Source organism: Planifilum fimeticola (assembly GCF_003001905.1).
GTDB classification, from domain to species: Bacteria; Bacillota; Bacilli; order Thermoactinomycetales; family DSM-44946; genus Planifilum; species Planifilum fimeticola.
Map to the genome: position 1 here is coordinate 42,641 of NZ_PVNE01000014.1, position 15,333 is coordinate 57,973.

General features: G+C 56.9%; 12 protein-coding genes. 7 read left to right on the top strand and 5 right to left on the bottom strand.

Features of this window, described 5'->3' with window-relative positions; all coding sequences use genetic code 11:
* Window positions 1–120: 120 nt before the first annotated feature.
* Both CLV97_RS09865 and CLV97_RS09870 read right to left on the bottom strand, forming a co-directional pair.
* Window positions 121–312: a hypothetical protein gene (locus CLV97_RS09865; protein WP_106345359.1), complete on the bottom strand. Its 192-nt coding sequence runs from the start codon at window positions 310–312 to the stop codon at window positions 121–123.
* Window positions 309–1,229 (bottom strand): hypothetical protein, encoded by a 921-nt coding sequence (locus CLV97_RS09870; RefSeq protein WP_106345360.1) that lies wholly within the window; start codon window positions 1,227–1,229, stop codon window positions 309–311. The genes CLV97_RS09865 and CLV97_RS09870 overlap by 4 nt, the downstream gene beginning before the upstream one ends.
* Window positions 1,230–1,851: 622 nt before the next feature.
* On the opposite strand from CLV97_RS09870, the gene CLV97_RS09875 reads away from it, so the two are divergent.
* The 5 genes from CLV97_RS09875 (at window position 1,852) to ligA (ending at window position 8,583) form a co-directional block, all read left to right on the top strand.
* On the top strand, window positions 1,852–2,850 hold the full coding sequence (locus CLV97_RS09875; protein WP_146130462.1) for a DUF3048 domain-containing protein: 999 nt from the start codon (window positions 1,852–1,854) through the stop codon (window positions 2,848–2,850).
* Between the two features lie 154 nt (window positions 2,851–3,004).
* Entirely contained in the window at window positions 3,005–3,313 is a 309-nt protein-coding gene (locus CLV97_RS09880; RefSeq protein WP_106345362.1) for a YerC/YecD family TrpR-related protein, read from the top strand.
* Window positions 3,314–3,545: 232 nt separating this feature from the next.
* Window positions 3,546–4,256: a heptaprenylglyceryl phosphate synthase gene (gene pcrB, locus CLV97_RS09885; protein WP_106345363.1), complete on the top strand. Its 711-nt coding sequence runs from the start codon at window positions 3,546–3,548 to the stop codon at window positions 4,254–4,256.
* Window positions 4,257–4,333: 77 nt separating this feature from the next.
* Window positions 4,334–6,514: a DNA helicase PcrA gene (gene pcrA, locus CLV97_RS09890; protein WP_106345364.1), complete on the top strand. Its 2,181-nt coding sequence runs from the start codon at window positions 4,334–4,336 to the stop codon at window positions 6,512–6,514.
* A 59-nt stretch (window positions 6,515–6,573) separates the two neighbouring features.
* Window positions 6,574–8,583, top strand: a complete 2,010-nt coding sequence (ligA, locus tag CLV97_RS09895; RefSeq protein ID WP_106345403.1) for an NAD-dependent DNA ligase LigA — start codon at window positions 6,574–6,576, stop codon at window positions 8,581–8,583.
* Between the two features lie 37 nt (window positions 8,584–8,620).
* On the opposite strand, the gene CLV97_RS09900 is transcribed toward ligA, so the two are convergent.
* The 3 genes from CLV97_RS09900 to CLV97_RS09910 all read right to left on the bottom strand — a co-directional run bounded on the left by CLV97_RS09900 (window position 8,621) and on the right by CLV97_RS09910 (window position 12,290).
* Window positions 8,621–9,505 (bottom strand): HipA family kinase, encoded by an 885-nt coding sequence (locus CLV97_RS09900; RefSeq protein ID WP_106345365.1) that lies wholly within the window; start codon window positions 9,503–9,505, stop codon window positions 8,621–8,623.
* A 48-nt stretch (window positions 9,506–9,553) separates the two neighbouring features.
* Window positions 9,554–10,663, bottom strand: a complete 1,110-nt coding sequence (locus CLV97_RS09905; RefSeq protein WP_170070444.1) for a YheC/YheD family endospore coat-associated protein — start codon at window positions 10,661–10,663, stop codon at window positions 9,554–9,556.
* Window positions 10,664–10,889: 226 nt separating this feature from the next.
* Entirely contained in the window at window positions 10,890–12,290 is a 1,401-nt protein-coding gene (locus CLV97_RS09910) for a helix-turn-helix domain-containing protein (RefSeq protein WP_170070445.1), read from the bottom strand.
* A gap of 419 nt (window positions 12,291–12,709) precedes the next feature.
* Here CLV97_RS09910 and CLV97_RS09915 point away from each other — a divergent pair, with 419 nt between their 5' ends.
* Window positions 12,710–14,392: a transglutaminase domain-containing protein gene (locus tag CLV97_RS09915; protein WP_106345368.1), complete on the top strand. Its 1,683-nt coding sequence runs from the start codon at window positions 12,710–12,712 to the stop codon at window positions 14,390–14,392.
* 13 nt (window positions 14,393–14,405) lie between these two features.
* Window positions 14,406–15,332, top strand: coding sequence for an RluA family pseudouridine synthase (locus CLV97_RS09920; protein ID WP_170070446.1), 927 nt, complete (start codon window positions 14,406–14,408; stop codon window positions 15,330–15,332).
* The last annotated feature ends 1 nt before the right edge of the window (window position 15,333 follow it).

A 15,333-nucleotide genomic window follows, 5' to 3' on the forward strand; every position in this document is an offset into this window, starting at 1 on the left:
GGGATGACGGATCCCGGTTTTTTTCATGGCTAGATTTTGGGCAGAAGAAAGGAATGGGAGAGATTCGCCGTTCTCCCGTGGATGTCGACAGGAAGCCGAACCAAAACAAACGGGTGTGTATCAAGCCTTGTTGTCCGCTTGGTTGTCTAGCATTCGGCGATACCGCTCAAATTTTTTGTCGATAGACTGGATCACCTGGTCAAACCGGCCGGCTTTCACCATCTCCATATACTCTTCTCTGCTGATCTCACCGGCTCGGTACTGGTCGTGCAATGCCTTGACCCGTTGGTGGAAGGTCGGCTTTTTTCTCATCCGTGTTTACCCTCCTCAAAGGATCCTTGCGATAATTTCCGATCGATGTACAGCAAGGAACTGAACACCTTTGCGAAGGCCGCAACGTATCGGGGATCCAGGGGGTGCTCAAAAGCACCGGTCACGTCGGCGTTCACGGTCAGGATGCCCAGTTTCTCTTCGTTTGCGAAGATCGGGCTGGCGATCATCGATCGGGTTTGGGGCGGGAGCTCGGTAAAGGGGACTTCGCTGTCCAATAGTTTGTCCCAATACTTGGTGGATTCGTTCAGCCAAACCCATCCTTCCGGTGATTTGACGGTCAGGGAGGGGCGATAATTGCGGAAGCTGGAGCCGAAGCCGATCATTTGATAAGGAAGGAGTCGTCCTTGGTCCTCCGGATCGACGATGAAAACGGCGACACCCGGATGAACGGCAATCTCATTGGCCATGGCCGACTGGATGCTGTCGATCACGTAGGGGTAGTCGATCTCAAAAGCATCTCCCGATTTATTGTACGAACGGGTCAGCGCGGTTGATACCCCATCCGCCAGGATTTCCAGCACGGCGATAAAATTGTTGTTCCGATCGGCCTCCTTTTTCATGTCCCGCTCAATGTCCTGCAATATTCTTTTCAATGTGTCGATCTTCCGATCCTTTTCATTCATGTAGTCCTTGAGCGGATGCAGTCCCGGGGCAACCTCGGTTGCAAACTCCATCTCGGCCGGAAGACTGCTGATTTCCACGTCGGATCCCGTCGTTTTGTCCATACCCTTTTTTTCGGGGGTTTGAAACCCGTAGGGGATCCATTTTCCTGTGAAAACTCGGTAACAAATTGCGATTGCTGCGAAGACGAGCACCAAGGCAAACCCGAGAATGACATATTTCATCCAGGAAAATTCGTCCAGGCTGCCGATGATATATTGATCCCACGACGGCATCGCATCTCCTCCGAAGCCAGTTGTAGTACAATTTTATTCGATTGTCAATTGGGCGTTTCCTTCCTATTTTATATTATATAATAAAAGTTTAAACTATGCTGCCATTTTTTCTGCAACGAAAAGCAATATTTATGAGGAAGAATAATAAGGTATACATTGGAGTGTCGATGTGTCGCGCGGCAGGGTGTTCCGTCCGGAAAACGCTAATGTTTTATGCGGATCGGAGGGATTATTGAACAATGTGGCCGTATCGGCGGCCCGGGTTGCTCCTGCGGCGAGTTGCCCCTTGAAGCCTCCCGCGCTCCCTTTTCATATGCTTATGATATATCGGTAGGCGGCATGCCGGGTCAACTCTTTTCCGCGACCCCGACGCATCGGGAAAGGAATGGGGAGGAAGAAAGTAGAAGTAGGTGGAAGGGGCCATCCCTTCTTCCGGAGGATGGAACCGTGGATGGAAAGGCCGGGATAGCGGAACGCTTTTCTTTTTGCCCGGCAATTCCATTTATTTTCATTAAAGGGAATTGAAGTTCGTTTGTCCGGACACATCGGGTGATGCCCATCAAAAGGTTCTTGGCAATACTGGAGAGAAAACCCTTCGGTTTTCAGAAGGAGCGTGATCGCATTGCGCAGAGGGGCTGCACTTCTGCTCGCTGTGGTGCTGTTGATGTTGCCGGTGGGATGTGGATGGATGCCCTCCAAAACCGAGAAGGAGACGACGGGAGAACCGCGGGAAACGGCTGAACCGCCTCCGCCGGATCCGCTCACCGGGTTGCCTTCGGAGGGGCCTGCTCACCCCACGTTGATGGTGATGGTGAACAATCACCGGAAGGCGAGGCCCCAATCCGGGTTGAACCGGGCGGATCTGGTCGTGGAGATTCTGGCGGAGGGGGAGATCACCCGCTTTGCCGCCTTTTATCACAGCCGGACCGAGGGGAAAGTGGGACCGGTCCGCAGTCTGCGCCCCTATTATCTGGAGTTGGGCCGGGGATTGAACGCGGTGGCGGTCCATGCCGGTGGGTCCACGGCGGCGCTTCAGGAGGTTCGCTCCAGCGATTGGCCGAGCCTGGACGGGATCCATCAGGATGCCGGGTATTTCCGCAGGGAAAGGGACCGGCGCGCACCCCACAATCTCTACACGGACTTGAGTCGGTTGCAGGAGGCTGCGAGGACCAAAGGGTACGGGGACCGGGAGACGAAGCCGGTTTTCCGGTTCGACGAGAACGGAGCGACGGCGGAGGGGGAGCCGGCGGCCGAAATCGACCTGGTTTATCACAAGCTCTATGAGGCAGGATACCGTTATGACGAGGAATCCGGGGAATACGTCCGCTATACCCAGGGGGAAAAACAGGTGGATCGGGAAAGCGGCGAGCCCTTGACGATGGATAACGTGTTGGTGATCAAGGCCAAGCACCGGGTGACGGATGCTGCGGGACACCGGGAAGTGGATTTGAAGGGGCCCGGATCGGGTGTGTTGTTTCAGCGGGGGAAAGCGATACCGATTCAGTGGGAGAATATAAACGGGGTGATCGTCCCCGTCCGGGACGGGCAAATGCTTCCCCTCCTTCCCGGGAAAACCTGGATCAATATCCTGCCGGAAACGGGGAAAGTCTCATACCGCTGATTTCTCCTCCGGCTCGGCCGGGAGGAAATTTTCCGGCCGTTCGGGATATCATGGGTGAAGACCGTTCCTTCTCGACGGGGAGGAATTTCGACGGATCGGGTCGAATCGTTTTTATCGGGCAAAAGAGCCTCCCGTCGGGAAGGAGAGAGGATGGATGCCGTTGGATAAAATCAACAAAAAGGAGCTGCACCAGCTGTTTCGGGCGATCCTGAGCTTGAAAACCATCGACGAGTGCTATCAGTTTTTTGACGACCTGTGCACCGTCGGGGAGATCAAGGCCTTCGCCCAGCGGTTGGAGGTGGCCCGCATGCTCAGGGAAGGCTACACCTACAATCAGATCGAGGTTGAAACGGGCGCCAGCACGGCAACCATTTCCCGGGTGAAACGTTGTCTGCATTATGGCATGAACGGCTACGAACTGGTCCTCGACCGGCTCAAGGAGGAAGCATCCGAAAGCGAGTGAAGGGGATTGAGCTGGAGCGACGGGAGGCCGAAGGGATGATGGGGCTCCGGCGGGGAAGGGGTTGCCTCATGCGGCACTTCGGCATAGATCCAGGAGGCGGGGTGATCCCGCTTTTTTTGTTCCGGGAAACGGTGAAATCGGAGGGGGTTGCCGACGCCTTGCCATGGCGCGCGGCGCCTGTCACAATGAGGTATAATGGGTTTGGACGCTCGACGACAGGGGGGAGCCCGAGATGTTGGCGGAACGGGTGGCTTCGTGGCGGCACGTGTTCAAGCTGGATCCCAACCGGGTCATATCCGACGGGGCCTTGGACCGGATTTGCCGTTCGGGGACCGATGCGGTGGTCATTGGCGGAACCGACGGAATTACCTATGAAAACACCTGGGAATTGCTCAAGCGGGTTCGCCGCTATGATGTGCCCTGTTATCAGGAGATCTCTAAGAAGTCGGCAGTGATTCCCGAATTTGACGGCTTTTTGATCCCCGTCGTTCTCAATGCGGGGGACCCTCATTGGGTGATCGGCGCCCACCATGAAGCGGTCAAGGTATACGGCAGCTTTATCCCCTGGGAGCGGGTGGCGGCGGAGGGGTATGTGATCCTGAATCCGGATTCCAAGGTTGCCCGCTTGACGCAGGCCAGATCTTCCCTGTCCGAGGAGGAGGTGACCGCCTATGCCCGCTTGGCGGAACACCTCTTTCGGATGCCGATTGTCTATGTGGAGTACAGCGGGTGTTTCGGCGACCCCCGGTTGATTCGGGCGGCCCGGGCGGGGATTTCCCGAAGCCGGCTTTTTTACGGCGGAGGGATCAGCACCCCGGAGCAGGCCCGGGAGGCCGCCCGCCTGGCGGATACGGTGGTCGTGGGCAATCTGATTTACTACAATGTGGATGCCGCGGTGCAAACCGTTCGCCATGTGAAGGAGACTCCAAAGGAGATGTCCTGACCCCTCGGAGGATTGTCCGGGGGTGGTCTTCGATTCTGTTTACTTTCATTTGAACCGGAGGAAAAAGGAGTGCGAATATGAGCCGACCCACGGATACGGGACGGGAATTGTTAGCCGGGCTGAACCCGGTGCAGAGAAAAGCGGTGGAGATGACGGAAGGGCCGGTGCTGATCGTGGCCGGCGCGGGGAGCGGAAAGACGCGGGTGTTGACTCACCGGGTCGCTTATCTGCTCTCGGAAAAGGGGGTCCACCCCTGGAATATCCTGGCGATCACCTTTACCAACAAAGCGGCGCGGGAGATGAAGGAGCGGATCACCGCCCTCGTGGGGCCGGAAGCGGAAGAGATTTGGATTTCCACCTTCCACGCCATGTGCGTGCGCATCCTGAGGCGGGACGGGGAGCGGATCGGCTATTCCCGCAATTTCACCATTCTGGATGTGCCGGACCAGGTGAGCGTCATCAAGCAGATCCTCAAGGAGCAGAACCTGGATGCGAAACAGCACGATCCGCGGAGCTATCTCTATTGGATCAGCCGGGCCAAAAACCGTCTCCAAACGCCCCGGGAGATGCAGGAACAGGCGGAGGGCTTCCGGGAGGAGATCGCCGCCCGGATCTACGAGGCCTACCAGAACAAGCTGCGGGCCAATCAGTCGATGGATTTCGACGACCTCCTGATGGAGACGGTCCGGCTGTTTCGCCAGGTGCCCGATGCCCTCGATTATTATCAGAGGAAATTCCAGTACATCCACGTGGATGAATACCAGGACACCAACCACGCCCAATACGTTCTCGCCAAACTTCTGGCGGCCCATCACCGGAACATCTGCGTGGTGGGGGATTCGGACCAATCGATTTACGCCTTCCGGGGGGCGGATATCACCAACATCCTGGATTTCGAGCGGGATTATCCCGACGCCGAAGTGATCCGGCTGGAACAGAACTACCGCTCCACGCAGACGATCCTGGATGCGGCAAACGGCGTGATCTCCCACAACACCCAGCGAAAGCCGAAAAATTTGTGGACGGAAAACGGTACCGGCGAACCGATCCGCCTGTTTGAGGCGGAAAACGAACACGAAGAGGCGTTCTTCGTGGCGGAAACCGTTCTCCAGGGCAAGCGGGAAGGCAGGAACTACGGCGACTACGCCGTCCTCTACCGGACCAACGCCCAATCCCGGGTGCTGGAGGAGGTGCTGCTCAAGTCCAACATCCCGTACCGGGTCGTGGGCGGCATCAAGTTCTACGAACGGAAGGAGATCAAGGATCTCCTCGCGTATCTTCGATTGGTGGTCAACCCCGATGACGACCTCAGCCTGAGGCGGGTGATCAACGTGCCGCGCCGAGGGATCGGGGAAGGAACGATGGAAAAGATCGTTCGCTACGCGGAAGAAAGGGGGCTTTCCCTCTACCGCGCCCTGTTGGAGGCGGAGCAAATGGGGCTTGCTCCCCGCTTTCTCCGGCCCCTTCAGTCCTTCACCGCCCTGATCCGCGACCTGCATGGAATGGCGGAATATCTGTCCGCCCGGGAATTGACCGAAGAAGTGTTGGAGAAGACTGGTTACCGGGAATCCCTGGAGCGGGAAGGAACGCTGGAGGCGGAGGGACGCCTGGAGAACATCGGTGAATTTCTGTCGGTGGTCCAGGAGTTTGAGCAGCGGAGCGAGGACAAGTCCCTGGTGGATTTTTTGACCGATTTGGCGCTCCTGTCCGATATCGACACCCTGGACGAGGAGGCGGACGAGGAAGCGGTCGTGCTGATGACCCTGCACAGCGCCAAGGGGCTCGAATTCCCCTGCGTCTTCCTCGTCGGCATGGAGGAGGGGCTGTTCCCCCACATCCGTTCCCTGGAAGATGACGATGCCCTGGAGGAGGAGCGGCGGCTCGCCTATGTCGGGATCACCCGGGCGAAGAGGGAGCTGTATCTCACCCGGGCCCGGATCCGGTCCGTCTTCGGACATACGGTGAGCCATCCTCCCTCCCGCTTCTTGGACGAAATACCGGAACATCTCCTGGAACCCGTCAAACCCCGGACCCAGGTGTTCCACTTCCCGCCCCAAAAACGGGGTCCGGTCCGCCCGGCCGGCGGTTCGACCGCGGATTGGAAGGTGGGGGACAAGGTGCGCCATTCCAAATGGGGAACGGGTACCGTTGTCAAGGTGGAAGGCGAAGGGGAAGATGCCGAACTGGATGTGGCCTTTCCCAGTCCCGTGGGCATCAAGCGGCTGCTCGCCCGCTTCGCGCCGATCAGCCGGGCGTGATGCCCTGAAGCGAGAGATCTTTGGCGTTTGGATCTGTCATGCAGAGGAGGCCGATGGCGTTGGACCGGCAAGAAGCCGAAAAACGGATCGCAGAGCTCCGCCGGGAGATCGAGGAGCACAATTACCTCTACTACGTCCTCGACGATCCGGTCATCACCGATGCGGAGTACGACCAACTGATGCGGGAATTGACCGCCTTGGAGAAAGCCTTTCCCGACCTGATCACCCCGGATTCCCCCACCCAGCGGGTGGGGGGTGAACCCCTGCCCTTCTTTGAAAAGGTGGAGCATTCCGTTCCCATGCTCAGCCTCGGCAACGCCTTCAGCGAGGAGGATCTGAAGGAATTTGACCGGAGGATCCGGCGGACAACCGGCGTGGATAAGGTCCGTTACGTGTGTGAACTGAAGATCGACGGACTGGCCGTCTCCCTCCGGTATGAAAACGGCGTGTTCGTCCGGGGGGCCACCCGCGGGGACGGACAGACCGGGGAGGATATCACGCAAAACCTGAAGACGATTCGCTCCCTGCCCCTGCGGCTGAGGCGCCCGGTCACACTGGAGGTGCGGGGCGAGGCCTTTTTGCCCAAAGGGGAGTTTCAGCGGATCAACGCGCAAAAAGAAAAGCGGGGCGAACCCCTCTTTGCCAACCCGCGCAATGCGGCGGCGGGCTCCCTTCGGCAGCTGGATCCGCGGCTCGCCGCCGAACGGGCTCTGGACATCTTTTTGTACGGGATCGGCTGGATGGAAGGGGAGGTGCCCGGAACCCACGCGGAGTCTCTCCGGTTCCTGGCGGACCTTGGTTTCAAGGTGAACCCCGCGTGGCGGGCGGTGGAGCGGATCGAGGACGTGATGGCCTACGTCGAAGAATGGCGGCAGCGGCGGGCGGACTTGGGATACGAGATCGACGGGGTCGTCATCAAGGTGGATGATCTCGCCCTGCGGGAAATCCTGGGGACGACGGCCAAAAGCCCCCGTTGGGCCGTCGCTTACAAGTTTCCCGCCGAAGAAGCGGTGACGATCCTGCGGGACATCGAGATCAACGTGGGCCGCACCGGCGCGGTCACGCCCACCGCCCTTTTGGATCCGGTCACCCTGGCGGGGACGACGGTGAAGCGGGCCTCTCTCCACAACGAGGACATCATCCGGGAAAAGGGCATCCTTCTCGGCGACCACGTCATCGTGAGGAAGGCGGGGGACATTATTCCCGAAATCGTCGGGGTGCTGCCGGAACGGCGGACGGGGGAGGAACGCCCCTACCGCATGCCCGAGTACTGTCCGGAATGCAACAGCCGGCTGGTCCGCCTGGACGGAGAGGTGGCGCTGCGGTGCATCAATCCCCAGTGTCCGGCGCAAACCCGGGAGGGAATCATTCACTTCGTCTCCCGGGGTGCGATGAATATCGAGGGGCTGGGGGAAAAGGTGGTCACCCAGCTGTTTCGGGCCGGCCTGGTCCGCAGCGTGGCCGACCTGTATTACCTGAAGAAGGAAGACCTGCTTCCCCTGGAGCGGATGGGGGAAAAATCGGTGGAGAACCTTCTCGCCTCCATCGAGCGAAGCAAGCAGAATTCGGTGGAACGTCTCCTTTTCGGCCTGGGTATCCGCTTTGTCGGGTCGAAGGGGGCCTTGATCCTCGCCCGCCATTTCGGTCACTTGGACCGGATCATGGAGGCGGATCGGGAGGAGCTGGAGTCGATCAACGAGATCGGCCCCAAGATGGCTGACAGCATCGTCACTTACTTTGCCAAGCCCGAGGTCCGCGAGGTGGTGGAACGCCTGCGCGCCGCCGGCGTCAATTTTTCCTTCAAGGGGACGAGGCCGGAAGAGGCGGCGGAAAGCCCCTTCGCCGGCAAAACCGTCGTCCTCACGGGTACCCTGAAGCACTTCAGCCGCAAGGAGGCTTCGGAGCGGATCGAAGCCCTCGGCGGCAAGGTGACCGGCAGCGTCAGCAAGAACACCGACCTGCTCATCGCCGGGGAGAAGGCGGGATCCAAACTGAAAAAGGCCCAGGATCTGGGCGTCCAGGTCATTGACGAGCAAACCTTCCTGGAGATGCTGGGGCAGGAGGGGTGACGTTCGAGACCGGCCCGCAAACACCGGGGGGAACCTGTCAACGGGCTTTCCTCTGCCTGGTAGTTTTCGTGACGCGCACTCTTTTCGACAGGAAGGGGTGCGCATTTTCTTCGGGTCCGGCTTGTTCATCGGTCTTACGGAGATAGGGTTTGATCAAGTCCGGAAGCATTTTTTTCGCCCTGATCAGGTATTTGTACAGGGCTTCTCTTTCCACCCGCGATACGTTCCAATCCTTCGGAATGGAAGCGATCACCTGGCGGATTTGTTGCTCCGACAGCTGCTGAATTTTATCCAGGTAGTAAGCGAAGTCTTCCTCGCGGCTCTGCTGCTTGCACCAGCGATAAAAGGCGTTGGACTTCAGTTTTTGCGGCAGGATACGAAGCCCCGCCGGCGTCCAACGACATTCCCGTCTGCGGCTCAGATAATCATAATAGGAGAAACTGTGGCCCTGGTCGATCATATAAAGCCAAAAGCCGCGGTTCCCGGATAACGGACGCAGGAGGATGTTTCCTCTCCGGCGGTCAACGTTGTTGACCCATTGATCAAACACGATGATTCCGGCGAGATGTCTGCGGTTGACGATGTTCAATCCGGACAGGGATTCCTTGTCGATTTTTTTGAGGCAGTCGGGGATGTATTCACTGGCAAACTGATGGCCGGGCAGAAAGCGATGCCGGAATAAAACGGGATTCTCTTTAAAGAAGTGTTTGCTTATATGAACGATCTTGAAAGGCGGGACGGGAAGGCCGAGGAGTTGTGCCAACCGGCCCGCGACGTATTCATTGACGAGGGCCCGGGTCCCCTGGACGGGATTGTTTTTGAATTTGACAATATAGTGGCGTCCGTCACTGAAGAGGATCAGTTGCGGACGCGAGCTTCCCCTGGGCATCCCCCGGATATGCTTGACAGGTCGTATCGTCATGATTTAATCATCCTTTTTCAACGGATTTTAAACGGGCCTGAGGAGCGTTCATCGGTGGGTGCGTTCGAAACGGCCGGATTTGACTGTTCGGCGACTTATTAAAAACTTTGCGTAACACATGGGGTTGAGATAGGTATTTTGGAACATTTGGTATTCTCCGGCCGAACGGAAGGAATATCTGAGATCGCGGAAGTTCACTTCGATAAACCAGGGCTTTCCCTTTTGATCGATTCCGATATCCAGTCCGGCGTCGGCGAAACCGGGATGGGCTTTCTCCAAGGTTTGGCAAATGTCCAGAGAGAGGCGATTTATCATTTCCAGGAGATCTTCGGGATTTCTGCCGGGAAATGCATGGGATAAAACGGTTTTTGCCGGCACGGCCTTTCCGTTTTGCGCCAGGTTCGTCAATATTCCCCTTCGCGGAGCCACCTTGGCCACCACTCCGCTGATTTTCCAACGTCCTCCCTCTCCCTTCTGCACCGATACCCGGAGATCGAAGGGAGATCCGCGATATTTGGCCAAGGGGATGCCTTGTTGGAGGAAATAATCGCGTTGGGAGGAAAACCGTTTTGCGAGGATCCTTTTCAATTGATCCTTGGAGAGAATTCGTTTCTTACCCTGATGAGATTGAAGCAGATATCGGCCATCCCCCGTCGCTTCGATTTTGAGGATGGAATGCCCGAGGGATCCGTAAACGGGTTTGATGAAGATCGCGGGGTACTGCCGCAACATTTCCGGAACCGGATCCCCATCGCTTCCTTTGCGGGTGTCGGGGAGGTGGGGTTGAAGACGCGCATTTTGTTGGAGCAACTCATGAATCCGTAATTTGTTGCGGTTGATCGGAGGATTAAACAATCTTCTGCCCAGTTGCCGGGAGAGGGTGGCCAGTTTCGGGGAGGGAGACAAGATTCGCTTGTGGATCACCGGGGGGATGGGTTGAACCGACTGAAGATATCGTTTGTTTGTTGGACTCCAGACGAATCCCGACACTTGTTCCTTTACCAGATCCAAACCCTTCAGATCGAACAGAATCGGAACGATACCGATTCGTTGACCGCATTCAAAATAAAGTTCCGCCTTTTCATAGGTCGGTTTTCCGGAAATGATTTTGTGAACCACCGGACTTCCTAATAAAATACCGACCGAGTGATTCTCCAAAAGGGACACCTCCCCTCCTTCTATCAACTTATGTTTCCGGAGGATTGCGGTATAGGCGGGAAAGGAGGATTCCTCAATATCCGCTTCGGCGTATCGGAGGTTTTTTCGGGTAAAGTCGATCCCTGAAAAAAAAGAAGGCCGGCACACACGCCGGTCTTAGTGACGGAAATTTCAATAATCGAAGGATGAAAAGATGGGCCGGAGGGAGGAGGTGGTTGGAAGGATTTCACACGATGCGATGTTGTGTTGTTTTTGAAGTTTGCCTCTCGTTTTTGTCCCATCCCGGCAATTCGGAGTCGAAGTCGACGGTGGGGACCAGCTTGCTGAAGTGTTCGGCGGCGATCTTCAGGTACCGGACGGCTTGGTACGGTTTGTCGGCTCTGCTCAAAAACTCCCCGAGGGTTTGGGCGGCCCGCGCCGTTTTTTCATGGATGCCGAGGGAGAGAAAGATGTCAATCGCCCGGCGGTAGCAAAATTCAAAGCGCCTGAGATCTCCCTCCGCATGATGGATCATGCCGAGATACACCAGGCATTCGGCATACAGGTTGGGCCGATCCTTCAAGCGCCTCATCGCCGATTTGACATATCTTTTGGCCTTTTTCAGGTTGCCCGCGTTCAGGTGGGTATATCCCAGGGCTTGGTGGACGACTCCGATTTCCCATTCCGGCAGTTTATTCGGACTGACAACCCGGATCGATTGGTGAAAGAGGCGGATGGCGGTGTGATAGTTTCCGCGTTTCATGTGGCAGATGCCCATTCCGTGATAGGCCCGGGAAGCGAAAAGTTGGCACAACAAAAACTGATTGCACATGCGGATGATCCGCTCGAACAGCAGGATCGCCTCGTTGTATTCTCCGATGTGACAGAGGCAGGTTCCCTTCAGGTGCAGGAGGTTGCACACCTCCAGCAGTCGGTCGTGGCGGTTCATGATCTCCAGGGCCTTGTCCGCGTACAGAATGCCCATCGACGGGTGGGCCAGGAGAACGTAGGTTTTTCCAAGATTGCTGTAAACGTATCCTTTTTCAATATCATCTGTAATTTCGGGAAGGTGTTGTTTTGCCGCCAAATAATGGTGAAGCGCCTTTTCGAAATGGCCTTTCCGATATTGGATGTTTCCTTTGATGCGCAGGTAGGGGACTTTGACAGCGGGGTGATCCAGGGCAGATTTCCACCGCTCTTCAAATTGTTCCAGCAATTTCTCGGACTGTTCGGGAGTGCTTCGGTGTTCCAACAGGTTGAGTTCCAGAAGTTCGATCTGCACCAGCATGTCGGGGTCCGCAACGGTGGACGCCAGGTCGCGAAGGGACTGGATCGTCTTTTCGGAAGAGGAGTGCTCCTCGTAATTCAGGGCGGTTCGGGCCTGTTCCACCAGTTCCCGGAACTGCTCCGCCTTTTTGGCGTCCCGGATGCCCATCAGCGTTTCCGGATCCGTATTCAACCGCCGCGCCAACAGTTTTAAAATGTCTTCGCCGGGCAGCGCCTTTTCGTTTTCGATCAGACTGAGATAAGGAACGGATATGATTCCTTCCGCCAGCTGCCTTTGGGTCATGCCCAGGATTTTTCGCCGGCGGCGAATGTTGTTGCCTAGGCCGATCGGCTGCCACCCCCCTTGTCGAGCAATTTTCACAGGATGTGATACTGTACAAACAATCATACCCGGAACAAATCGACTGTCAAGGAAAAAGTGCCAAATGAAAGGGCTTTCATTAAGATGTTTTAAAACATCTGTCCCATAGGAGGGGATTTGGCTTGCAAAACGTGTCGTCTGTTGTCGAAATGAGTCGAAGTTTTAAAAACAAAGTTTTCCCGATTCATAGTAAAATAAAGATAGCCTCAGCTTTGAAACTGAGTCTTTTGATCTTGGTCTCGACCTCGGGGATTGCCTTCTGAAGGCGATCCCTCTTTTTTTTCCAATCGGGGAGGTCGAGCCGGGGAATAATCGATATAATGTTACTGACGGTTCCGTGCGGGATGTTTTGGGGAACGGCATCGCGGGAATTCCCTGAAGAAATATAATGTAGAAACGAGAAAGATGGGGGAAAGTCAGTGAAACATCGGCTTCGTTTGACGGTTTTTGGTCTGTTGATTTTTTCTCTCGTTTTCGTCGCCGCCTGCAGCGGGTTGGGGGTGCTCAGCGGACAGCCGAAGGACAAATGGCAGCAGCTGGTGGAGCAGGAAAACGAAAAGATCGGTTTGAAGCCGCTGAAACTGGAACCCTACGCCAAAGAGGTGGGGGGTGAGCTGCGGGAGCCTCGTTATCAGAAATTTGCGGTCAACAGTTCCTTTACGGTGGCCGGTTCGGTGAAGAAAACGACGGGGATGAAGTCGAAGCACGTGTGGATCGATATCAGGAAAACGGGCGGGAGTAAAATCCCCGGCGCGGAGAAATTTTCGTACTACACGCCGTTGAAGGACGGGACCTTCCAACAGAGGGTGCAGCTGTTCGCCGGCAAGGGGGAATATCTGGTCACCGTCCGGATGCCGAGCGAGGCGACGGAAGGGTATTACCACGACTTTGCCCGGTTTAGGGTGGTCAATGTCAATCCGGAAGTGAAGCGGGATATTGGCTGGACTCCCGCCGGCCTGGAAGCAGGGCTGAAACTGACCCGGCCGAAGACGGGGTACCAAGCGGTGGACGGCATCTTTGTTCTGGAGGGCAGCATTTCGAACTCCTACGGAAGCCCCTATATCATGGTGTTGGTGCAAAAGGGTTCCGAGAAATGGCAGCGGATGGTCCGGTTGAAGGACGGCCGGTTTGAAGTGAAGGTTCCCCTCTATTTCGGCAAGGGCATACACGAGTTGAAAGTGATGGTTCCCATCCCGGACAGAAAGAGCTATTACCAAGAAGGGGCCTCCCTCTTGGTGAAAAACACCTCCACCGAAAAGCGGGAGCCGATCAAATATTACAAACAGTACGAGGAACGGGGGGTTCATCTGGAACATCCCGTGGCGGGCGGGGAGAAGGCCGGCTTGAGTTACCGGATCTCCGGAACGATCGATCCGCAGGCGCCCGATGCTTCCCGAACCACCCACCTGATTATCCAGACCAAAAAGAACGGTGAAGAGGCGACCTATTTCATACCGGTAAAAAATTACCGCTTTGACGGGGAGTTTTGGTTGCGCTTCGGACCCGGCAAGTATGAAGTGACCGTCAATGTGCCGGAGATTACCGATGAACGGCGGGATTACTTCCGCTTTTACAGCGTGGCCGAATTTAGCGTGATCAGCACGGCGAAGGAAGACAAACGCTATTTGCTGCCGTCCCGGGGGATTCAGTCCGACGCGCCGGAAATCAAGGAGCTCGCCGAGCGGCTGACCGCCGGGAAAAAGAGCGAGCGGAGCAAGGCCAGGGCGATCTACGACTATGTTGCCAAGAACATCACCTACGACGTGCAAAAATACAGGAACGACGAATTCGCCCTGGACGACAGCGCCCTGAAAACCCTGGAGCGGAAAAAGGGGGTTTGCCAGGACTACTCCTTCCTCGCCATCGCTCTCCTGCGTTCAATCGGAATGGAGGCCCGTTTCGTCGAAGGGATTGCCGACGGCATCCGCCACGCGTGGGTGGAGGTCAAGGTGGACGGCCGATGGCTGACCATGGATCCCACCTGGGGCTCCGGTTACCTGAATCCGAACGGGTGGTTTGTGAAAAGATACAATCCCGAATACTTCGATCCATCTCCCGCCGAATTCCGGAAAACCCACACCCGTACCGGGGTGATGTATTGAAGGGGGAGTGCCGGTGAGCCGGGATGAGACTGCCGATTTTGTTCACCGCGTTCTGGAACGGGAGTCCGGAAGGACGGTCCGGGACGTCCTTCGAAACCGTTACCGTTTTTCGCGTCGTCTTTTTCGCAGGCTGAAAGAGTCCGGCGGGGTGACGGTGAACGGCCGTACCGTCTGGTTGGCCGATCGGGTGGAGGCAGGGGACCTTCTTGAGGTGAAGCTGCCGGAAGAACGTACCGATATTCCTCCACAGCCGGTCTCTTTTGCCGTCGTCCACGAAGACGAGGATCTGGTCGTCGTCGACAAACCGCCGGGACTGGTGGTTCATCCCACCAAGGATTACAGGGAGTATACCCTGGCCAACGGGCTGGTGCACCGCTGGACGGAGCGGGGTGAAGCCCACGGAATCCACCCCGTCACCCGTTTGGACAAGGACACCTCGGGTCTGATGGTGATCGCGAAACACGCCTATGCCCACGACTTTTTGGCGGGACAGATGTCCCGCCGCCGCTACATGCGGGGGTATTTGGCCGTCGTTCACGGCGAAGTGCACGAGGAGACCGGCGTCATCGACGCTCCGATCGCCCGATGTCCGGAGCGTCCCTCCCGCCGTTGCGTGATGGAAGGGGGAGCCCCGGCGGTCACCCGTTTTTCCGTGGTGGAGAGACTGCCGGGGGCGACCCTTCTGCGCCTTTTTTTGGATACGGGCCGGACGCACCAGATTCGGGTTCACCTGGCCCACCGGGGGCATCCGATCATCGGGGATCCCATGTACGCGGAAGGCTGGAACACCTGGGGAATCGGCCGGCAGGCACTCCACTCCGCCTTTCTGCAACTGATTCACCCTCGTGACGGCCGGGAACGGTCATGGGAGTCTCCCCTTCCTCCCGATATCCAAGGGTTGATCCGCCGGTTGAAGGGAGAGGGAAAACGCCAGAAATAAA